The sequence below is a fragment of the Henriciella mobilis genome, assembly GCF_003576285.1.
Taxonomy (GTDB): domain Bacteria; phylum Pseudomonadota; class Alphaproteobacteria; order Caulobacterales; family Hyphomonadaceae; genus Henriciella; species Henriciella mobilis.
Window position 1 is genome coordinate 799,502 of the sequence record NZ_QWFX01000005.1, and the last position, 20,906, is coordinate 820,407.

General features: G+C 63.1%; 22 protein-coding genes. 15 read left to right on the forward strand and 7 right to left on the reverse strand.

The genetic code is table 11. The features are described 5' to 3' along the window. The first annotated feature begins 141 nt into the window (after nucleotides 1-141). Together D1223_RS03765 and D1223_RS03770 are read left to right on the forward strand one after the other, a co-directional pair. Nucleotides 142-3,348, forward strand: a complete 3,207-nt coding sequence (locus D1223_RS03765; protein ID WP_158588390.1) for a TonB-dependent receptor domain-containing protein — start codon at nucleotides 142-144, stop codon at nucleotides 3,346-3,348. 114 nt (nucleotides 3,349-3,462) lie between these two features. Continuing rightward, nucleotides 3,463-4,194, forward strand: coding sequence for an RluA family pseudouridine synthase (locus D1223_RS03770; RefSeq protein WP_119375054.1), 732 nt, complete (start codon nucleotides 3,463-3,465; stop codon nucleotides 4,192-4,194). Here the strand turns inward: D1223_RS03770 and D1223_RS03775 are convergent. From D1223_RS03775 to D1223_RS03790, 4 genes are all read right to left on the reverse strand, one after another. Next, nucleotides 4,191-5,417: a PQQ-dependent sugar dehydrogenase gene (locus D1223_RS03775; RefSeq protein WP_119375055.1), complete on the reverse strand. Its 1,227-nt coding sequence runs from the start codon at nucleotides 5,415-5,417 to the stop codon at nucleotides 4,191-4,193. The genes D1223_RS03770 and D1223_RS03775 overlap by 4 nt on opposite strands. Nucleotides 5,418-5,501: 84 nt before the next feature. After that, entirely contained in the window at nucleotides 5,502-6,575 is a 1,074-nt protein-coding gene (locus D1223_RS03780; protein WP_119375056.1) for a phosphotransferase family protein, read from the reverse strand. Then, complete coding sequence (locus D1223_RS03785) at nucleotides 6,572-6,940, reverse strand: nuclear transport factor 2 family protein (protein ID WP_233353022.1); 369 nt, start codon at nucleotides 6,938-6,940, stop codon at nucleotides 6,572-6,574. Before D1223_RS03785 ends, D1223_RS03780 begins: the two co-directional genes overlap by 4 nt. Next, entirely contained in the window at nucleotides 6,937-8,166 is a 1,230-nt protein-coding gene (locus D1223_RS03790; RefSeq protein ID WP_119375057.1) for an FAD-dependent oxidoreductase, read from the reverse strand. Before D1223_RS03790 ends, D1223_RS03785 begins: the two co-directional genes overlap by 4 nt. 154 nt (nucleotides 8,167-8,320) lie before the next feature. Between D1223_RS03790 and D1223_RS03795 the strand changes: the two genes are divergently transcribed. The 12 genes from D1223_RS03795 to D1223_RS03845 all read left to right on the forward strand — a co-directional run bounded on the left by D1223_RS03795 (nucleotide 8,321) and on the right by D1223_RS03845 (nucleotide 16,636). After that, nucleotides 8,321-8,704: a DUF7668 domain-containing protein gene (locus D1223_RS03795; protein ID WP_119375058.1), complete on the forward strand. Its 384-nt coding sequence runs from the start codon at nucleotides 8,321-8,323 to the stop codon at nucleotides 8,702-8,704. Between the two features lie 94 nt (nucleotides 8,705-8,798). After that, the gene (locus D1223_RS03800) at nucleotides 8,799-9,188 is read left to right on the forward strand and encodes a fluoride efflux transporter FluC (RefSeq protein ID WP_119375269.1); all 390 of its coding nucleotides are present in this window, start codon (nucleotides 8,799-8,801) and stop codon (nucleotides 9,186-9,188) included. Then, complete coding sequence (locus tag D1223_RS03805) at nucleotides 9,185-10,180, forward strand: RluA family pseudouridine synthase (protein ID WP_119375059.1); 996 nt, start codon at nucleotides 9,185-9,187, stop codon at nucleotides 10,178-10,180. Before D1223_RS03800 ends, D1223_RS03805 begins: the two co-directional genes overlap by 4 nt. A 26-nt stretch (nucleotides 10,181-10,206) precedes the next feature. Further along, a complete protein-coding gene (locus D1223_RS03810) occupies nucleotides 10,207-10,902 on the forward strand; it encodes an HAD-IA family hydrolase (protein ID WP_119375060.1) in 696 nt (231 codons plus the stop codon). Nucleotides 10,903-10,942: 40 nt separating this feature from the next. Continuing rightward, nucleotides 10,943-11,095 carry a hypothetical protein gene (locus D1223_RS18910; protein ID WP_199288186.1) on the forward strand — a complete coding sequence of 51 codons (153 nt, stop codon included), beginning with the start codon at nucleotides 10,943-10,945 and terminating at the stop codon, nucleotides 11,093-11,095. A 160-nt stretch (nucleotides 11,096-11,255) separates the two neighbouring features. After that, complete coding sequence (locus D1223_RS03815; protein ID WP_119375061.1) at nucleotides 11,256-11,705, forward strand: hypothetical protein; 450 nt, start codon at nucleotides 11,256-11,258, stop codon at nucleotides 11,703-11,705. 27 nt (nucleotides 11,706-11,732) lie between these two features. Continuing rightward, nucleotides 11,733-12,485 (forward strand): ATP12 family chaperone protein, encoded by a 753-nt coding sequence (locus D1223_RS03820; protein ID WP_233353023.1) that lies wholly within the window; start codon nucleotides 11,733-11,735, stop codon nucleotides 12,483-12,485. A gap of 24 nt (nucleotides 12,486-12,509) precedes the next feature. Then, a complete protein-coding gene (locus D1223_RS03825) occupies nucleotides 12,510-13,184 on the forward strand; it encodes a hypothetical protein (RefSeq protein ID WP_119375063.1) in 675 nt (224 codons plus the stop codon). 158 nt (nucleotides 13,185-13,342) lie between these two features. After that, complete coding sequence (locus D1223_RS03830) at nucleotides 13,343-13,996, forward strand: hypothetical protein (protein ID WP_147372663.1); 654 nt, start codon at nucleotides 13,343-13,345, stop codon at nucleotides 13,994-13,996. Nucleotides 13,997-14,129: 133 nt separating this feature from the next. Then, nucleotides 14,130-15,662: an acyl-CoA carboxylase subunit beta gene (locus D1223_RS03835; protein WP_119375065.1), complete on the forward strand. Its 1,533-nt coding sequence runs from the start codon at nucleotides 14,130-14,132 to the stop codon at nucleotides 15,660-15,662. A 63-nt stretch (nucleotides 15,663-15,725) separates the two neighbouring features. Beyond that, a complete protein-coding gene (locus D1223_RS03840; protein WP_119375066.1) occupies nucleotides 15,726-16,106 on the forward strand; it encodes a hypothetical protein in 381 nt (126 codons plus the stop codon). A 185-nt stretch (nucleotides 16,107-16,291) separates the two neighbouring features. Further along, nucleotides 16,292-16,636, forward strand: coding sequence for an endonuclease domain-containing protein (locus tag D1223_RS03845; protein WP_158588391.1), 345 nt, complete (start codon nucleotides 16,292-16,294; stop codon nucleotides 16,634-16,636). A 272-nt stretch (nucleotides 16,637-16,908) separates the two neighbouring features. Here the strand turns inward: D1223_RS03845 and D1223_RS03850 are convergent, their stop codons facing one another. Beyond that, a complete protein-coding gene (locus D1223_RS03850) occupies nucleotides 16,909-17,118 on the reverse strand; it encodes a cold-shock protein (protein ID WP_119375068.1) in 210 nt (69 codons plus the stop codon). A 282-nt stretch (nucleotides 17,119-17,400) separates the two neighbouring features. Between D1223_RS03850 and D1223_RS03855 the strand changes: the two genes are divergently transcribed. Next, nucleotides 17,401-17,775: a hypothetical protein gene (locus tag D1223_RS03855; RefSeq protein WP_119375069.1), complete on the forward strand. Its 375-nt coding sequence runs from the start codon at nucleotides 17,401-17,403 to the stop codon at nucleotides 17,773-17,775. Between the two features lie 297 nt (nucleotides 17,776-18,072). Here the strand turns inward: D1223_RS03855 and D1223_RS03860 are convergent, their stop codons facing one another. Then, complete coding sequence (locus D1223_RS03860) at nucleotides 18,073-20,070, reverse strand: hypothetical protein (protein ID WP_119375070.1); 1,998 nt, start codon at nucleotides 20,068-20,070, stop codon at nucleotides 18,073-18,075. Between the two features lie 128 nt (nucleotides 20,071-20,198). Next, the gene (locus D1223_RS03865; RefSeq protein WP_119375071.1) at nucleotides 20,199-20,849 is read right to left on the reverse strand and encodes a response regulator; all 651 of its coding nucleotides are present in this window, start codon (nucleotides 20,847-20,849) and stop codon (nucleotides 20,199-20,201) included. Between the last annotated feature and the right edge of the window lie 57 nt (nucleotides 20,850-20,906).

Sequence of the window (20,906 nt, forward strand, 5' to 3'; positions counted from 1 at the left end):
GCAACACCACTATTCCGATTGTTCGCCTGGCAACAATCTTCATTGACCGCCAGATGGCCCTTTCCATAGCTTCGTGAACACTCGCTAAGATTGCGGGCGCCGAAAGGGGGGATCGGACAATCTTACATTTGGAGCAAAAAATTGCAGACAGGAAAATTCAGAAATAGACTGCTTTCGACGGCAATTATTGCCGGCGCAGCAGGCTTTCTTCTTCCCGCCACGGCCGTGGCGCAGGACGATGTCGAGCGGGTTGATGACGGTGCGGGCCAAGCCGAAGAAGCCGTCTCCCGCCAGGAAACGATTGTCGTTACCGGCTCGCTCATTCCCCAGACGGGGAACCTCGTTGAAACCAGCCCGGTGACGGAAATCGGCGCCGAGGATTTCGACATTCGCGGCGCCCTTCGCGCCGAGGACATCATCAACACATTGCCGCAGGCATTCGGCGCTCAGGGGTCGAACCTGGCCAATGGCGCGACCGGCACCGCATCGGTGAACCTGCGCGGGCTCGGCTCTGAGCGGACGCTGGTCCTGATGAATGGCCGCCGCCTGCCATATGGCTCGCTGAACACGCCGGCCGCCGATATCAATTTCATTCCCTCGCAGCTGGTCAAGCGCGTCGACATTCTCACCGGCGGCGCGTCGGCTACATACGGGTCTGACGCCGTATCGGGCGTTGTGAACTTCGTCCTCAACGACGAATTCGAGGGCGTGCGGATCGATTCCAATTACTCGTTCTACCAGCACAATAATGATGGCGAGCTGCAGGGCCTGCTGAAGGAATTCGCGGCCATCAACCCGTCGCAATACCGGGTTCCGTCGGGCAGCACGATTGACGGCGAAGCCGTTGACATCACCGCCATGATGGGCGGCGAGTTCGACAATGGCCGTGGCCACCTCATGGCCTTCGCCGGCTATCAGAATACCAATGAAGTCCTGCAGGGCGACCGCGACTACGCACAATGCGCGCTCGGCACCCGCAATGAGGGCACCGAGTTCACCTGTTCCGGTTCGTCCACCAACCAGTTCACGAACCTGCTGGACACCGATGGCTCCTACGCCATTCCGGGCGCGGTAGCGGCCAACACGCTGGGCGAGGAATATACCGCCCCGGCGATCTGGGGCCGTGTCGATCCGGACGGTTCGGGCCAGTTCATCCCGCGGAACTTCACGAGCGACACGTTCAACTTCAACCCGTTCAACCACTATCAGCGTCCGAACGAGCGTTACAATTTCGGCGCGTTCGGCCGGTATGACATCACCGAGAACATCGAGGCCTATACCGAGCTGATGTTCATGGATAACCGCACCAATTCGCAGATCGCCCCATCCGGTGTGTTCGGCCTTGGTGTGAATGGCTCCAGTGGCGGTGTGAACTGCAACAATCCGTTTCTGTCGGCCCAGCAGGTCCAGTATCTGTGCGGCGAGATCGCGGATGACACCATCAATCGCCGCCGCAATGCCGATGGCGAGCTGATCGACATGAGCGGCAATGTCCTCGCCGAGGATGACGACACCTTCTATCCGGACCAGGACAACCTGCCGGACCAGATGGCGCTCGGGCCGGACGGCATCGCGCCGATCCTAAACCTGCGCCGCAATGTCGAAGGCGGTCCGCGTAACAATGACATCCGTCACACCACGTGGCGCGGCGTCATGGGCATCCGGGGTGACCTGGAAGGCACGAGCATCGGCTACGACGTCTCCGCGAGCTTCGCCAACGTCCACCGGTCCGAGGTCTACAATAACGACCTCTCCATCTCGCGCATCCAGAAGGCCCTGTTCGCGGTCGAGAACGATGCCGGCGACATCGTCTGCTCGGTCAATGCCGACGACGATCCGACGAACGATGACGCTGCATGCGTGCCGTACGACATCTTCTCCGGCAACGCTCCGGATCCGGCGGCTGTGAACTACATTGTCAGCCCGCTGAACCGCGATGGCGAGACGACGCAGACGATCATCAATGCCCGTCTGTTCGGCTCCATGGGTGACTGGGGTATCCAGAGCCCGATGGCCATGGACGCGCCTGGCTTCGCGCTTGGTGCCGAGTATCGCCGCGATACGCTGGACTCCAATCCGGACGTGGCCTTCCAGTCCGGCGACGGTGCCGGCCAGGGCGGCCCGACCAATCCGATCAGCGGCGCCCAGAATGTCGTCGACGTGTTCGGCGAGCTCAACGTGCCGCTCATCCAGGACCGTCCGGGCATCGAGACGCTCGGTTTCGACCTGGCCTACCGCAAGTCGTTCTATGACGAGGTGGACAGCGATTCCTACAAGGTTGGCCTCGACTATGCGCCGACTTCGGACATCCGGTTCCGCGCCTCCTATCAGCGGGCCGTTCGCGCCGCGAACGTCTTCGAGCTGTTCGACCCGCAGGGCATCGGCCTGTTCGACCTGACGGCCAATGATGCCGGCATCTACGATCCCTGTGCTGGCACCAGCCCGGAATACACCCAGGCGCAATGTGCCAATACGGGTGTGACGGCTGACCAGTATGGCAGCATTGCCGACAACCCGGCTGGCCAGTTCAACACGCTGACGGGCGGTAATCCGGATCTCGAGCCGGAATCCTCGGACACCTACACGTTCGGCTTCGTCGCCACGCCGACGATGATCGACGGGCTGACCGTTTCAGTCGACTATTTCGACATCACGGTCGAGGACTACATCAACACGGTGCCGCAGGAGCTCGCGCTCGATACGTGTGCCCTGTCGGGTGATGCCTTCTTCTGCTCGCTGGTCAATCGCGGCAATGGCGGCACGCTCTGGGCGAACCCCACCGGCTTCATCACGGCCACGAACATCAACACCGGTCAGATCTCGACCAGCGGTGTCGATGTCCTCGCCAACTATGTCTATGACGCTGGCGAAATCGGCGTCTTCGACTTCGACTTTGTCGGGACATGGCTCGAAAGCCTGGAAGTGCAGCCGCTTCCGGATGCGAGCGTCGGCGGTGTGTTCGACTGTGCCGGCTTCTATGGCGGCCGCTGCCAGTCCAACTTCGGTTCGGGTGCCAACCCGGAATGGCGTCACAAGGCGAGCGTGACCTGGGGTCAGCAAGTCTGGTCGCTGACCGGCACGTGGCGCTACTATGACGAGGTGACGCTGGACGGCACCAATGGTGGCGGCATCAACGGCACGCTGGATGCGCAGAACTATTTCGACCTCGCAGGTCGTTATCAGGCGCTTGAAAACGTCTCGCTGCGCGCTGGTGTGAACAACGTCACCGACGAAGATCCGCCGCTGTCCTCCGTCGTCGGTACGGCGCCGGGCAACGGCAACACCTATCCGCAAGTCTATGACGCGATGGGCCGTTACATCTTCCTCGGCGCGACGGTGGACTTCTAGTCTGCAACCCGCCTTGAAAAGCAAATCGGGGAAGGGCGGCTTTCGGGCCGCCCTTTTTCTGTGCCGCGACGGGCGCATTGCCGAGCGCAGGCCGAGCCGCTAAGAGCGCGGGCGATGACCCGCAACCGGCCTGTCCCCAACATCAAGCCCGAAGACGCTGCCTTCATCCGCTCGCTGCTGATGCACGAGGATGACAAGGTGCTCGTCTTCAACAAGCCGCCGGGCCTTGCGGTGCAGACGGCGGGCGGGCGCGGCCAGTCGGTCGACTTCCTGCTCTGGGCATTCGCCAAGTCCAATGGCAAGCGCCCGCGCCTGGTTCACCGCATCGATAGCGGCACCTCGGGCGTGCTGGTCGTCGCGCGGACCCAGCCGGCCGCCGCACACCTGTCAGAGCAGTTTGCGAAACGCCGCGCGAAGAAGACCTATCTGGCGCTGGTCTCCGGCCAGCTGCCGGACGCTGATGAGGGAACCATCGATACCCCGCTGCGCAAGGTCCCCTCCGACCGAGGCGGGCGCGAGAAGATGGTCCCGGCTGAGGCTGGCCAGAAAGGCGCGCTCGAGGCTGAGACCGGCTGGCGCATTCGCGCGCGGGCGGGTGTGCATGCGCTCATCGAGGCAAGTCCCGTCACGGGCCGCATGCACCAGATCCGCGCGCATCTTGCCGCGCTTGGCTGCCCGATCCTCGGCGACCGCATCTACGGCAGCGGCAAGCTCTCCGCCCCGCGCCTGATGCTGCACGCCAACCGGCTGGAAATCACCCATCCGGATGGCGAGCCGATGGTGCTGGAAGCGCCGCCGCCTGAGGATTTTCTCCAGCAGGCGGCGGCACTCGGGCTCGCTTTCTAGCTGTCGCTTGCCGCGGCGGGCGTCAGCTTGATGAGCCGGCCGCCCGGATCATCCTCAAGTACATAGATCGCGCCGTCCGGGCCCTGCTCGACCTCGCGGATCCGCTTGCCCCATTCATAGCGCTCGGCCTCGGTCGCGGTGGTCTCCATGGTGGAAGAGGTGCCGCCGGAGCCCATATTGTCGAGCGGGGTCTGCTGGAACTCGACCCGCACCAGCGCTCTTGAGGACAGCCCGCCGATGAAGGCGTCGCCCTGCCAGTCGGCAAACATCTCGCCATCATAGATGATCAGGCCCGCCGGGCTGATCACCGGCGTCCAGGACAGGGCCGGGTTCTCATAGATCGGATAGTCTTCATGGCTGCCGAAGAACTGCTTGCCATTATAGTGCTCACCTTCCGAGACGATGGGGTAGCCGTAATTCTCGCCCCGGACGATGCGATTGAGCTCGTCGCCATTCTTCGGGCCCATCTCATGCGCCCAGAGCTGGCCATCAGCATCGAAGGCGACGCCCAGCATGTTGCGGTGGCCAAGCGACCAGATCGTGTCGGCGACGCCGCCATTGCCATAGAACGGGTTGTCCTCCAGCGGTGCGCCATCGGTTGTGACGCGGATGATCTTGCCGAGGTTCATGTCCATGTTCTGCGCCGGGCTGAAGTGCTGGCGCTCGCCCGAGGTGATGATGAGATTGCCATCCGGCGCGATGGCGAGGCGGTGGCTGTAATGGCCATTGCCGGTCACCTTGTTGGACTGTTCCCAGATACGGGTGATGTCCGACAGGCTTCCGCCATCGGCTGTGAGCGAGAGGGTGGCCTTGTCGACGACAGCGCCGCTCAGCGTGTCGTCCTGCGCGTCGCGCTCGACATAGGAAATGAAGACGGTGCTGTTGGTGGCAAAGTCCGGGTGGACGATAATGTCGCCAAGGCCGCCCTGTCCGCGCATCTCGACCGCGGGGACATTGGAAATCTCGCCAAGTTTCGCGCCGTCGGTGCCGAGCAGCCAGAGATCGCCATCCTGCTCCGTCACCAGCGCGCGGCCATCCGGCAGGAAGGCCATGGCCCAGGCGCCGTCGAAGGTTTCAAGCACCTCGGCGGTCAGCGCCGTGCCTTCGGTTCCGGTGACCGGCATGGTCTCATTGGCCGGGTCCTGTTGCTGCGCAGTGGCGCAGGCCGTCATGGCGACAATGGAGGTTGAGAGGAGGGCGGAGCGGAAGAGGTGGTCCGTCATGGGCTTTACCTTTCTGGCATGGGTTGGGGCTAGCCTTGCAGCTATGTCACCAACGCCAGATGGAAAGCCTGGTTTCCCGAAAACCTAATCGTACCAGTCGAGCGCGTCGTGATCGGAGATCAGATCGACCGCCCCGTTGAGCATGCGGAAGAACATGTCGTCGCCGCGCGCTGTCTGGGTGACCAGCATGGCCGCGAAGAAGGCGGTGAAGAAGTGCTGGAAGGCGCCCGCGATGTAGTGGCGGGTGAATTCTTCGCGGGCATAATCCGATGCGCCGAGCCGGTCCATTTCCGCCAGGTAGAGGTCGATCAGGGCGGCCTCATTCCTTCGCCGCGTCTCGGGGTCGATTGCGCCGGAAATGAAGTAGCCGACATCGGCACCCGCCGGCCCGTAGCCGAAGCTCTGCCAGTCCACCACCGTCACGGGCCGGTCTTCGCTTGCCGGGTTGAACAGCATGTTGTCCGGTCGGAAATCTGAATGGATCAGGCTGCGTGAGCCATCGCGGAAGGTGGTCTGCGCATCGAGGTTGCGGCTCATCGCATCGCCGATCCTTGCCGCTTCCGGGCTGACACGGTCGCCATAGCGTGCCTTGAAGCCCTGCCAGAGCGCGGCGATCATGTCGGGATCGAGCGGATTGGGCGCGTTCTTCGTGTTCATCACCCAGGCATAGTCGTCCAGCCTGTCATCATTCCAGAAGGCCGAGTGGAGCTTTGCCGCTTCCTTCACGACCAGCCTTGCCTGGTCCAGCGTGACACCAGCCAGCTGGTCGCCCTGTTCAGCTGGGGCGAGGTCCCCCATCAGCAGCACGAAGTCGTGGGTCTCCTCATTCACATCGGTGAAGTAGCAGGGCGGTGTGGTGATGCGGGCATCCGGCTGGAGCAGCTGGTAGAATTTCACCTCGCGGTGGTAGTTGCCGAGCTGGATACCGGCGGCGCGGCTCTCCTGTCCTTCGGCGGGAAACTTGCCGACAAGGGTCCTGGGCGCGCCGGGGGCGGCGTGCTCATAGTCGAGCTTGAAGCGCACGCAGTCGCCAATCTGTCCGGTACCGACCTTGCCGGCCTCGAAAGCGCGCACTTTCGCATCGATGCCGCCAGCGGCCAGCGCCCCTGTCAGCCAGTCTGCGTCGATCGCCTTCCAGTCACGTATGTCGGGCATCATGAAGCGTCCGTCAGCGAGTGGACGTAGACTTCATTGTGGGCGATGAGGCCGTGCTCCAGCAGGACAAGGTCGAAGCCGCGGATCCGGCCCTCCTTGCCGCCCTCGCCGATATCGCAGGTCCAGCGCCCGCAGAAGCCGCCATCGATGTGCCAGGTCGTATCCGGCGTGTAGACCATGGGCGGTGTCGATCCGAACAGCGTCTCCAGATAGCCGCGCAGCGCCTCCCGGCCCGTCAGGCCATGCGCAGTCTGCGGGTCCTTGTAGACCGTGTTCGGGCTGTAGAAGGCGACGAGGCGGTCGACATCCTTGTCCGTCCAGGCCTGCAGCCAGTCCGCATTGAAGCGTTCGATATCCATCGGGCTCATCCGTTCAGCACCTTTTCCCTGTGGGCCTCTGTGAAGATTTCGGCGGGCACGCTTTCCGGTCCGCCCATGATGGCAAAGCCGTGCAGGCCAAGCGCCGGGTCGGCGGCCCGGCGTTCATGATAGGAGCGCCGGCGCGCGCGGGCGTCCTCGCTGAATTCCATGTCGAGCGCGGCCTGAAGCTGGCCGGCAAAGCGAAGCCGGCGCATCCGCTCAGTGCGTTCCTCGGCATAGGAAGAGAAGTCCGGCGCGGCGCCCCCAGCTGTCGCCTTCAGGATGTCGGAGACGATGCGCACATCGCGATAGGTGATGGACAGGCCAAGCCCGTTGATCGGATCGTTCCAGCCTGCCGCATCGCCGATCAGCACGCAGCCTTCGGCGAAGGGCTCATCTGTCCAGCTGTCATTGTTGAAATAGGAGAAGAGGGGGCCTGCGGGCTTGCCGGCGGCCAGCGCCTCATTGGCGGGGGCCGAGCGCATGCGGAAGGCGTCGAGGAATTTGCGCGCGCCATCCTCACCGGCAAACCGGCCTTTCTCGTCGAGGGCATAGCCGCCATAGACGCGCACCCTGTCGCCGCCCTGCGGGAAGGCGAGAAAGCCGAAATTGCCCTCGGTCCCGATGGCCTGGCGGGTATCTTCCCAGCCATCGACGCCCTCGACCAGCAGCCCGGCAAACCAGTGATGCGGCTTGTCCTGGTGCAGCGGGATGCCGGCCTCCTTGCGAACGAGAGACTGGCGGCCCTCCGCGCCGACAACCAGCGGCGCGGACGCGGTGTGAGCCTCGCCATCCACCTCATAGGTCACTGACGGCGACGCGCCGAGGTTCACATCGGTGACGGTCACGCCGCGCAGCGCCGTCGCGCCGGCACGAACAGCCTCGTCGAACAGGGTCTGGCAGTGATGCGGATGGCCGATGGTCAGCGGCCCCGGCACGCCCTCTGCGAAGATGCCGAGCGGCAGGGCGGTCTGTTCGGCGAGATCCGGATCATAGCTCTCATCATAGGTGACATGGCTGGTGATGTGATGCCCGCCCGCGCCTTTCAGCAGGTCATAGAGGCCGAGGCGTTTCGTCTCTGCGACGCCCCAGGGCGCGATCCATTCCCCGCGCACGCGGTCTTCATATTCGGTGGATTTCTCGAGCAGCAGGACCGATTGTCCCGCCTTCGCCATGGTGGCTGCCAACGCTGAGCCGCCAATGCCGCCGCCCACAATGATCAGGTCATAGGCCATGCTTTCCTCCCGCCATGCCTCTTCATGGGCACTGACCCGCAAAGCCTACCCGCGCCGCCCGATCTGGCAAGACGCGACGCCGCGTCAGCGTTTCTTCGCACGCTTAAATCGCTTGGGCTTGATCTGACTCAGTTCAAGGACTTACAGCGATATCATGAGCCGTTTTCCGATCGAGAAGACCGAGGGCCGCGAATTGCCCGTTCCCGAAGCGTGGCGCCCGGACTTGAAGCGGTTGGCAGACGCTTTGGTCTTCCAATCTGAGCTCGCAGGCGTGTGCCAGCAAATGGTGCTGGATCCGATTGATACCGCTGACCTCGATTTCAATCGCAAAAGCATCGCGGCGTACCCAGACACTATTGGCGCGCTAAACGCACGGGCTTGGCTTTCGTCGGTTTACGTTTGGCAAGGTGGGCACTGGGACCTTCTCGTTGACCTGTCGACAGCCGAAGGCGAGACGAGCGACCTAGTGTTCCATCTCAAGGTTCGCGAGCGGTCCGCCGTCTATTATGTCGCGCCGGGGTTGGTCTATGTGCCGTGATTGGCCGCAGTTTCTAAGCACAACAAACTCTCATGCCTGAAAAGCTGTGCGCCCGATCTGTCATTTCATGCCCAATCGCCGTAAAAGCCCGGCCATGAACGGTTTTCTCTATGTGGCCCTTGGCGGCGCGATCGGCGCGAGCCTGCGGCATGGCGCGGGGCTCGCGGCTGTGCGCCTTGGCCTGTCGGGCTGGCCATGGGCGACCTTCTTCGTCAACCTGCTCGGCAGCCTGCTGATGGGCCTGCTGATCGGCTTCCTGGCCTTTCGCGGTGAGGCGCTTGGCGGCGGGCAGGGTACGCGCCTCTTCCTGGCGACCGGCCTGCTCGGCGGCTTCACCACCTTTTCGGCCTTCTCGCTGGAGATCGCGCAATTCGTCCAGAAGGATGAGTGGACACGCGCCATCGCCTATGCGGGTCTGTCGGTCCTGCTAGGCCTCGCGCTGGTCCTTGCAGGCATGATCATCATGCGCAAGGTACTCGCATGAACCAGCAAGTCATCAACGAAACCGTCAGCCCCAAGGAAGAGGGCGTGCGCCTCGACCGCTGGGTCAAGCGCCGCCTGCCGGTGACGCAGGGCCAGCTCGAAAAGCTGCTGCGCTCCGGCCAGATCCGCGTCGACGGCTCGCGCGCCAAGGCGAATACGCGGCTTGAGGCCGGCATGGTGGTGCGCCTGCCGCCGATCCATCAGCAGACCGCCGAAGAGAAGAAAGCCTACAAGCCCGGCAAGGCCTCCTCCCGGGACGAGCAGTTCATGCGCGAGATGGTCATCTACCAGGATGACGACATGTTCGCCCTGAACAAGCCGGCCGGTATCGCCGTCCAGGGCGGCACCAAGCAGGGCGGGCGCCACATCGATGGCATGCTCGACATCCTCTCGGACGGTGAATACCGCCCGAAACTCGTCCACCGGCTGGACAAGGAGACCTCGGGCCTCTTGCTCATCGCCCGCCATCCGGCCGCTGCCGCGCGCCTTGGCGAGCTGTTCCGCTCCCGCGACATGGAGAAGGTCTACTGGGCCGTCACGGTCGGCGCGCCGAAGCCGCCTGCCGGGCAGGTGCGCTGCTGGATGGCCAAGGGCGAGGGGCCGGAAGGGCGCGAACGCATGGTCCACGCCGCCCAGAATGACGAGGGCGCCCGCCACGCCATCACCGACTATGTCACCGTCTCGCAGGCTGGCCAGAAGGCCGCCTGGGTGGCGCTGCGCCCGCAGACCGGACGGATGCACCAGCTGCGCTTCCACATGCATGAGCTCGGCACTTCCATCCTCGGCGACGACAAGTATGTCACCCGCCGCGAAGTGCCCCAGGGCGTCGCGTCTGGCCTGCACCTGCATGCCCGCGCCCTGCTCATCCCGCGCCCGAACAAGAAGCCGCTCCTGCTGCAGGCGCCGCTGTCGGGCCACATGAAAGAGACGTTCAAGGTGCTCGGCTTCCTCGAGGAAGAGGCAGGCAAGGACCCGCTGGAGCTGTTCCTCTAGGCCGGGAATCGACGGATGGGACCGGTATGACTCTCAAACTCGCCATCTGGGACATGGACGGCACGATCGTCGATAGCCGCGAGGTGATCCAGACCGCCATGTGCCGGGCCTTCGGCATGTGTGACCTGCCCGAGCCGGATTATGAGGCGACGCGCAAGGTTGTCGGGCTTGGCCTTGAGGAGGCCGTCCGAACGCTCGCGCCGGACTATCATGATGTGCCGGGGCTCACCGAAGCCTACAGGCAGGCCTTTGTCGCGCGCCGCGCGGAAGAGACCTTCCGCGAGCCGCTCTATGACGGCGCCATGGAGACGCTCGAACGCCTTGCCAATGACAACTGGCTCATCGCCATGGCGACCGGCAAGTCGCATCGCGGCATCCGCGCCATCTTCGAGATGCATCCGCTGGAACAGTATTTCGATACCATCTGGTGCGCCGATGACGGCCCCGGCAAGCCGCATCCCTTCATGGTCGAACAGTGTATGGGTGTGCTCGGCTGCGAGCCGCACCAGTCGCTGATCATCGGCGATGCGATCCATGACATCACCATGGGCCGCAATGCCGGCATTCACACCATGGGCGTCAGCTGGGGCTTCGGCGAAACCCACGAACTGGAAGCGGCCGGCGCGCACGAAGTCCACCATGACTATGCGAGCCTCAATACGGGCCTGGATCGTTTCGCGGAGGAAATCCTCGGCCGTCATGGAACCGAACCGGCGGCGTGACGTTTGTTGGGCGAGTCTTGTTCAAACAAGGGGAAACCTCATGAAGAAATCCATGCTCGCCCTTCTTTTCGCCATCGGCGCTGCCGGCACCGGTACGCTGGCTGCCTGCGGTGACGCCAATGACGGTCCGGTCGAAGAGGCCGGCGAAGAAGTCGATGAAGCCGTTGATGAAGTTGAAGACGAAGTCGACTAAGCACGGCGACACACGATTCACTGCCAGCTGGCAGTGTGATGGGCCAGCCCGACCGGGCTGGCCTTTTGCGTTGTTTTTATGAAATAAATTTCAGTTTCCAGGGATCGAAAGATACTCGCCTGCGTTGTTCCGGCAATCTATTTTCTCAACGGGGCAATGTATGAAACCGAGTATACACCACGTCTTCGCGGGGCTGACCGCGGCAACCCTTGGCGCGGGCGCGATGGCGCTGGCTGCGCACTCCAATCCGACACCGGGCGCCACCCTCGCCAAGCAGTTCACCGCGCAGGACCGGGCCGTCTTTACCCATGGGTTCCACACCGCAGACGGGCTGTGCGAGGTCGGTTATTCCCAGAGGGATCTGTGTTTTGAATCCTCGCCCCTGGAAAGCCGGATCGTGAAGGGTGAGCCCTTTCCGAATGACATGTATCCCCTGGCCCTGGAATGGCGTGCCGCCCTCGCCATGCCCCAGAAGGCCGATCACCTGAAGACCATCCGCATCGGCCAGACGGTCGCCCTGGTCGACCGCGAGACTGGCGTGGTGACCGACATGATCCGTTTGGGCGAAACCGTGCAGGCGGTCAGCGAGCAGAACAGCCTCGCAGGCTGACGCAGCTTTTCCGTTTCCTTGGGGCGGATGACGTGGCAACTAGCGGCCATGCCAGCCACACCGCCCAACAGACCCGATCTCCCGAAACGCTTCTACAAGGCCGTCTCCACGTCTGCGCAGGATGGCGGCTGGCGGATTGAGCTTGATGGCCGGCCGGTCAAGACGCCGGCCAAGGCCGCGCTTGTCCTGCCGAGCGAAGCGCTTGCAGCGCTCGTCGCCAGTGAGTGGGACGCACAGGACGAGGTCATCAACCCGGCGGCCATGCCGCTGACCCGGCTTGCCAATGTCGCCATCGACCGCACGCCGGACACGCGGGCCGAACTCGCCGATGAAGTCGCGAAATACACCGGCACCGATCTTGTCTGCCACCTCGCTGACGGGCCGAGCGAGCTGCGCGAACGCCAGGAACAGCACTGGCGCCCGCTGCGCGACTGGGCGGGGCGTGCGCTTGGGGTGATGCTGCTGCCTGTCGAAGGCGTCATCGCCATGCCGCAGCCCGAGGCGTCGATGCAGGCGGCCCGCGACCATGCGCTGTCGCTCGACGATTTCAGGCTGACGGCACTCGTCTGGTCGACCGCGCTTTACGGTTCGGCCATCCTCGCGCTGGCGGTCGAGCAGGGCGAGATTGATGCAACCTCTGCTTTTGACCTTTCGCGTATTGATGAAGACTGGCAGATTGAACAGTGGGGCGAAGACGAAGAGGCCGCCGCTGTTACGCTCGCGCGCAGGCGCGATGCGCTGGCGCTGGGGGCCTGGTTCGACGCTCTGCGAAAAGGATGAACTGGCTGGCGGAGGCGACAGGAAATGATCAGGCGCGGACTGTCCCTTGTGGTATTTGTGGCCCTGCTGACACCGCTGACTGTCTCTGCTGAACGCGAATGGCCCAAATACGGGGTGATGTCTCTGGAAGATTTCCAGGCCTATTTCCGGCCCGGCAACTATCTCGCTTTCATGGATGAGCTTCAGATTACGCGCCGCGATACCTTGATCAGCGTTGACTGGTATGAAGAGGAAGACGGGACCCATTTTTCCTCGACCTGGTCAGTCCTGGGGGTCGCCGAGAACCTGCTGCGCGACGGCGACGCGCCATTTGCCAAGACAAAAGGTTTGCCATCGGAGATGACCATGGTCTGGCAGCCTTCGAGCCGGAGTTTTGGCTTCGAGATATCCGCCGACGAATTCGACGATGAGCCAGACCTGTCACGCGTCTGGCTGTCCCTGAATGACGATCCGGCAATCTCGCCGAACGATGTCGAATACGGCTCGTCGGAAGACTATTTCGATGAGGCTTATGAGCAGACGGACGGGGCTTGCTGTCTGTCGGACGACGAGTACCGCGAGGTCTCGATCGGCGCCTTTCGCTTCAATTGCTCCTTTGTCGCCCACAAGACCTGGGAAGTGATGTGCATCGATCGGCATGTCGCGACCGGTTATACGTGGCGGACGTTCTATGCGCGGCTTGATGATTCGATCGGCTGACGGCGCTGTCCCATACACCGGATTGATCCGTGCTCGAACGGCATCCTTGTCATTCTGCGTTGAATCAAAAAGAAAAATTTGGTGAACGCCAGCCGAACGCGCCGGTCATGCCGGGTTCCGTCGCCCCGTGTTTTCCTGCAGCCATGATGAAACGCATCATGACCCCCCGAGTGGCGGCGCTGGCTTTGGCGGCAACTCCACTCCTTGCTGCTCCGGCCTTCGCAGATGGCCCGGATCGTGGACACCGGCCTGCGGTGAGCGACCTGTCGCTCAGCGTTGGTGACGCGTCCTTCTATGTATCAGTCGGCCATGACAACTGGCGTGGCCGGAACGGACGCTATTACCGCTCCAACCAGTGGGGCCAGCGGCCCTGGGAAGTGCGCCAGCTGAAACGGGATGCCTTGCAGCGTTGCGCTGGTGCCATCCAGCGCCAGGGCTACCGGGCCGGGTTTCGCGACGTCGACATCGACGACGACTTCCGCATCCGTCAGCTCGGCCCGCGCGGCTTCCGCATCCGCTTCGACGATGTCGAGTTCGAAGGCCGCCGGCGCGAGTTCGAGCGCGATGTGAGCTGCACGGTCCGCCGCGGTAATGTCGTGGACATCAGCGGCCTGCCGCAGCCCGGCCATCGCGGCTACCGTCATGGCGGGCGCTACGATCATGACTGGAACCGTGGCCGCGACTGGGACCGCGGTGGTCATGACCGGTGGGACCGCCACGACCGCGATGATGATCGCGGCCGGCGCACCGGCCCCGGCGGTGTCCGCGACTATGACGGCGAGTTGAGGGGCGGGCGCCGCGCCGGAAGCTAGGCCTTCACAGCCTTTGGAAAAACGGAAAGGGAAGGGCGGGTTGTCTTAACGGCAACCCGTCCTTTTTCTTGCGTCTGAAGCCCCGCTGCGCTTCAAGTTCGCCAGTACAGACGTGTCTGATGGGAGCCATGCCATGAAGGAAGTCATCGAAGCGCTTGAGGCCAAGCGCGAGGAAGCGCGCCTCGGCGGCGGCAAGGACCGGATCGAGAAGCAGCATGCCAAGGGCAAGCTGACCGCGCGCGAACGCATCACGATGCTGCTCGACGAGGGCAGCTTCGAGGAAACCGACATGTTCGTCGAGCACCGCTCGCACGATTTCGGCATGGAAGAGCAGCGCATCCCCGGCGACGGTGTGGTGACGGGCTACGGCACGGTTAATGGGCGCCTGGTCTACGTCTTCTCCAAGGACTTCACCGTCTTCGGCGGTTCGCTCTCCATGGCGCAGTCGGAAAAGATCGTGAAGGTGCAGAAGGCCGCGGCGAAGAATGGCGCGCCGGTGGTCGGCATCTTCGATGCGGGCGGCGCGCGCATCCAGGAAGGCGTCGACAGCCTTGCGGGCTATGCCGACATCTTCATGGAGAACGTGCTCTCCTCCGGCGTCATCCCGCAGATTTCCGTCATCATGGGCCCGTGCGCAGGCGGCGACGTCTACTCCCCGGCCATGACCGACTTCATCTTCATGGTGAAGGACACCTCCTACATGTATGTGACCGGCCCGGACGTGGTGAAGACGGTCACCAATGAGGAAGTCACCCACGAGACCCTCGGCGGCGCGTCGGTGCATGCCAAGAAGTCAGGCGTCGTCGACGGCGCCTTCGAGAACGATATCGAGGCGCTGATCCAGATCCGCCGCCTGGTCGACTTCCTGCCCCTGTCGAACCGCGAGCAGCCGCCCGCGCGGCCGAGCTTCGATGATCCGGAGCGCGTGGAACCGAGCCTCGACACGCTCATCCCGTCCAATCCGAACACGCCCTATGACATGAAGGAGCTGATCGAGAAGACCGCCGATGAGGGCGACTTCTTCGAGATCAGCCCGGATTTCGGCGCCAACATCCTGTGCGGCTTCGGGCGCATGGAAGGCACCACGGTCGGCTTCGTCGCCAACCAGCCGATGACGCTGGCGGGCGTGCTCGACATTGACAGCTCGCGGAAGGCCGCGCGTTTCGTGCGCTTCTGCGACTGCTTCAACATCCCGATCGTCACCTTTGTCGACGTGCCGGGCTTCATGCCGGGCACCAAGCAGGAATATGGCGGCCTCATCAAGCATGGCGCCAAGCTGCTCTTCGCCTATGCCGAGGCGACCGTGCCGAAGGTGACCGTGATCACCCGCAAGGCCTATGGCGGGGCGTATGACGTGATGAGCTCCAAGCACCTGCGCGGTGACATGAACTATGCCTGGCCGACTGCCGAGATCGCCGTGATGGGCGCGAAGGGCGCGGTGGAAATCATCTTCCGCAAGGATATCGGCGACCCGGACAAGATTGCCGCGCACACCAAGATGTATGAGGACAATTTCGCCAACCCCTATGTGGCGGCGAAAAAGGGCTATATCGATGACATCATCATGCCCCACTCAACCCGCCGGCGCATCTGCAAGGCGCTGCGCACGCTGAAAACCAAGAAGCTCGAAAATCCCTGGAAGAAGCACGACAATATTCCGCTCTAGCTTCGCAGCCTTTCACGCCTTCATGGTGAGCGAAGTCGAACCACGAAGGCGAGGGGGCACCAGATGAGCCTTTCAGACATCCTCTTCCTGATCGCTGCGGGCCTCTCTGTCCTGGGCGCGCTGGCGCATGAAGTGGCGGGCGCGCCGAAAGTCCTGAAGCCGCTCGAAGGCTCGGGGCTTCCGAAGGACGTGATCTGGCTTCATCATTTCTCCTGGCATGTCGGCACCGTGGCCGTGCTGGCCATGGCCGCGCAATTCCTGCTCGCCATCTGGCATCCGGCGGGCGACATCTTCGCCATCATCGCGACCCTGACGAGCGCAGGCTTTGCCGTGCTCGGCATCACGCTCGCCAGCTTCGGAAACAAGGCCCTCTGGCACACCCCCGCGCCTTATCCCTGGACCCTGATTGCGGTGCTCGGCGGGGTCGGGCTATGGTTGGGGTGAGGGCGGGGACGTTTTGCCGACAAGGCGCTGGAAGCGTCTGCCGTTTTCGGTGTGCGAGACCATCGTGCTATCGCGAACTTCCCGCGAACAACGAGCATGGTTACCCCTCATCCCCGGCCCTTCTCCCCAGGGAGAAGGGAGAAGAATGAGTTGCCTTCCTTGCGCTTCTGCCAATGATGTTTTGCATGCCGAGGCAACCGAAGACCTATCGTGCGCGCAAGCTCCGCCAGCAGGCCAATGCGCCCGAACAGGTGGCGTGGCAGACCTTGCGCGCATTGCGGGCGTATGGCTTTCCCGTGAAACGGCAGTACGCCATCGGTCCCTACATCGTGGACTTTGCGATCTTCCGCGCGAAGCTGGTCATCGAAGTTGATGGGGGGATTCATGACCGTGAAGCGGTCGCGCAGCATGATGCCATGCGTCAGCGTGAGATCGAGGCGATGGGGTGGCGTGTGGTCCGGTTCAGCTCGGAAGAGGCGATGAGTGCGGATACTTTGTGGGGTCGGATGACGGAACTGCTTGGACTTTAAGCGCGCTTTCCCCTCTCCCTCGGGAGAGGGGCAGGGGTGAGGGGGCGCGGCGCCTGATATCACATGCGCCGCCTGCCGTGATGCGCCGAGCAGGTATCGCTGAAACGCTACACCCTGCCGAAATGTGGTTCCCCCCTCATCCCCGCCCCTTCTCCCCAGGGAGAAGGGAGAAGACGGAGATTGCCGCCAAATCCCCACAAAAAAACGCCAGCAGGTCACCTGCTGGCGTCTTTCAATCTGTTGGGACCGGGCGGACCCGGCCTGGTATCAGACTAGACCAGTTCGATCTGGTCGACAGCCGATTTGCCCTTGCGCGGGTCGATGGCGGTGGTGAATTTCACCTTCTGGCCATCGGACAGCGAGCGCATGCCGCAGCGCTCAAGGGCGCTTGCGTGCACGAACACGTCGTCGCCGCCATTGTCGGGGGCAATGAAACCAAAACCTTTTTGGTCGTTGAAGAATTTAACGGTGCCTTGGGTCATAGAATAACTCCTGCAAAGCGTTACAACGCGCGACATTGCGCGTCGGGGGGTCGAAACTTCTTGGGAGTCGTCTAAGTCGAGAGCGCAGCAAACCCCTTGGAAAGGGCAACCGCAAACAAGGCCTGATAGTCCGGCGAAAGGGTCGAGGCCCCCTCCATCGGCTGTTTTGGCGCGCGACGCAAGCGGAAACATCTGCTGGGCTGCGATGAGAGGGCGGCGGATTTCCCCGGGAAGCTCAGAAAAGTTTCCCACCCCCACAAAACCCATGCTCCAATTCGGGCCATGCTGACCCGCGCCTGGATTCTTGAAACGCTGGCCCTGCTGCCGCTCTATTATTGGCCAGTTTTCTTCCTCGAAGTCTGGCGGTTCGAGCGGTACTATCGCGCTTACCGGGCGGCGAACCCGGTCGGCATGCTGGGTGTTGCCGTGCTGCCAAACGGGCGGCTGGTGATCACGCTGCAAGTGGCCGGCGACCGGCCGGACCCCGATGACTGGACCAATTTCGCACCGCGTGCGCCGTGGGTGCGGCTTGCGCCGGGCGGGTTTCTGGCAGCTTTGGACGCCAGACTGGAATCATACCGGAATTGGACTGTTCTCGTACCGGAATCGGACCCGAATTGTACCGTCGCTGGACCGGCCTTTCTGGATTCGAGCTGACCTCCCGTCCGCGTGGTCCGACTTCGCTCACCATGCGGACTGATGTTTCAAACAGCCCTGAGCCCGATCCATCGCGGAACGAAGTGGAGCGGGGATCGAAACAAGCAGCCCTGAGCCCGATCCATCGCGAAGCGGGGATCAAAACCAAAGACAGCCCTGAGCGCGATCCATCGCGAAGCGGGGATCAAACCAAAGTCTCCCTGAGCCCGATCCATGTGAGGCGCGCTAGCGCCGATACGGGATCAAGACAGACAAGCCGCCGCAGCCCGCTCGGGTTTGCGGGCTGCGGTGCTGGGACTAACCGGCCTTGCGCATCCGGTAGGTCGTCGACAGGTCGCGGCTGCGCCAGGCGGCGATACCGGGGGCGAGGATCTCGATCCGGCTGCCTTCATCGGCCTCGAACCGGCCATTGCCTTTCGGGCGGTAGACCAGCGGCGTCCCGCCCGGCAGGGCTGTCGTCACCAGGAAGCCGTCCTGCAGGCGCAGCGCCATGCGGACCTCGGCGCCGCCCGCCTCCATGATCCATTCGCCATCGATGGAAGCGCCGGCGCTGGTCACAGCCTGGCTCTTCGCCGTCTCCGCTACAGAGCGCGTGGCCGAGCCGCCGCCTGAGGCGGTTTGCGCGGGCAGGGGGCCGTAATTCTTCAGCCGGATGCCGCGGTCGCAATTGCGGTCCCTGTCCATGTATCTGATCTCGTCGAAATTCCGGCGGAAGCAGATCCGCTCGAGTACATCGTCATCGTCGCCCAGCAGCTTGTAGTCGCGCCAGTCGCTCCATGTATCGCGGTCGAAATACAAGTTGCGGCGCCATGAGCCATTCTCGCGAATGTCCACCCTGATGCCGTCCTCGTCGCGTTCCTTCACCAGGATGCGAAGGCCACCCGAGACATATTCGTCCTTGTTGGCGCCTTCATCGTCGACCTGGCGCCATTCGAACAGGGCGCAGTCCATGTCATAGTCGCAGATCTGGTTGGTCTTGGCGCTCACATATTTTGCGCCGATACCTTCGGAGACAGAGCCGCCCACCGTGATCGTGAAGCCCTGATAGGGGCCGAGCCACTCATCGAGGCCGTTCTGGTTGTCATCCTTCTTCTCGAACCAGAAGCCGATCGCGATGGATGGCTGGACCGGCACGCCCTTCACCTTGATCTTCACCTTGCCGAGCGCCTCCTTCAGGGCCGGTATCTTGCTGGCAAGGTCGAACAGGTCGAAGACATAGCCGTGCGAACGGCCGCGAAGGTTGTTGAAATCCGCCATCCACATGCCGATCGTCACGCCGCCATCGACGCCGATGCTCGGCCCGAAGGACAGGGCGCCGCTGGAATACCATTTGGAGTCCTTGCCCGGACCATGCTCGGAGCAGCGGAAGGCCATGCCCGCCTCGCCATCGACGCCAACGCCGACCTGTGCGCCCGCGGCCAGGCCGATCGTCCAGGAGCGATGCTCGTCGCCCGCGCAGGCCTGGTTGTCCGGGACACCGGAGGCCGAGCCGTCCTCATCGGCGATGTCGGCCTGCAGGCTTTCATTCTCGCCGATGTCGCTGTTCAGGTTGACCACGCTCATGATGAGGTCAGTGCCCAGCTCGTCGAACTTGGCGAGCGCGGCGCGGCGCGTTGCTTCCTCGACAGACAGGACGCACTGGCCAGACAGGGTCCGCTTCAGGCCCTCCTTGCAGGTATCGCCCCTGTCGGTGATGCGGCAGGCCTGCTGGCCCTCACCGCCGCAGGGGCGGCAATAGCCGTTTGTATTCGTGGTCCAGAGTTCGCATTGACGGCCTTCCTTCATGGCGCGGCAGGCCTTCTGGCCTTCCTTGCCGCAAGGCCGGCAGATGCCGTTCTCGTCTGGCGCCGAGGTATTGCTGAAGCAGGGATAGCCGAACTCGATTTTCGGGCAGGCCTTCTGTCCATCGCGCCCGCAGGCCCGACAGGTGCCGTTATCGTTGATGTAGCCATTGCCGCAGCCGGACGGGATGCGTCCGAATTCGCAGGCCGGCTGGCCGTCGCCCTTGCCGCATGGCTTGCAGCGATTGCCCTGCGGGGCGTAATTCTTCGAGCACTGGAAGCCGATCCGCTTGTCGGGCCAGGGTTTCCTGTTGGGCTGTCCCCAGTCGCGGCATTTGCCCTGATAGCGCGTCAGCCCGTCATTGCAGGTCGGCCCCGGCTTCCAGCCGGCGCAGGCATCCTGGTTCTTGCCGCCGCAGGCCGCTGCGGCGGTTCCGCTGAAGATGACACTGGCAATGATGGCCAGCGCCGCGAATTTCAGCAGGAAGATGATCTTCGTCTGCAGGATGCTCATTGTCCCCTCCCGGGTCGATGGTTGGTCAAAGGGCAGCTCCTGTAGGAGACCACCACGGTGCCCATGATTTCAGACCGGGAGGATCAGCTGTATGGGTAGCTCTACCCAATCGCATTGTCTGTCGAACTCTAGCGGTCGATCAGGCCTTCCTTCAGTGCCTTGGCCATCAGCTCGGCCACGGATTTGACTTGCAGCTTGCTCATCAGGCTCGCGCGGTGTTTCTCGGCTGTTCGGGGGCTGATGCCCTGCAGCTCGGCGATTTCCTTCGTCGTGCGCCCGGAGAGTATCATATGCAGGGCCTGCTGCTCCCTTGCGGTGAGCGAGACAACGCCCGGCTGGCCTTCGATGAGGGCAAGGCATTCAGGAGCGATGTAACGGCCCCCGCGCAGGATGAGCGGCAGCTTGTCGTAGAGGATCTGTGTTGCGCCACCCTTGGCGAACATGCCATCGACGCCGCTGTCGATCAGCACGCTGAGAATGCCCGGCGTCTCTACTGAGGAATAGACAACAATTTTGGTATCCGGGCTCCACCGGCGCACATCGGTCAGCACCTCCGCCCCGCCGGACTGCGGCATGGTCAGGTCCAGCATGAGCAGATCGGGCCGGTGTTGTTTGACGGCGGCAAGCGTCTCGAAGCCATTCTTCGTTTCAGCGACAATATCGAGGCCGTTTTCTTCCACCAGCCCGGTTGTCTGAAGCGCCGCACGCAGGCCACTGCGGACGATTTCATGATCGTCCGCGATGATGACTGTATACTTGTCCCGGCTCGGCAGTGCCATTCGCGTTCCCCTCGACCCAATGGTCTAGAGGGGTTTTCAGAAAATGCGAATTGCCTC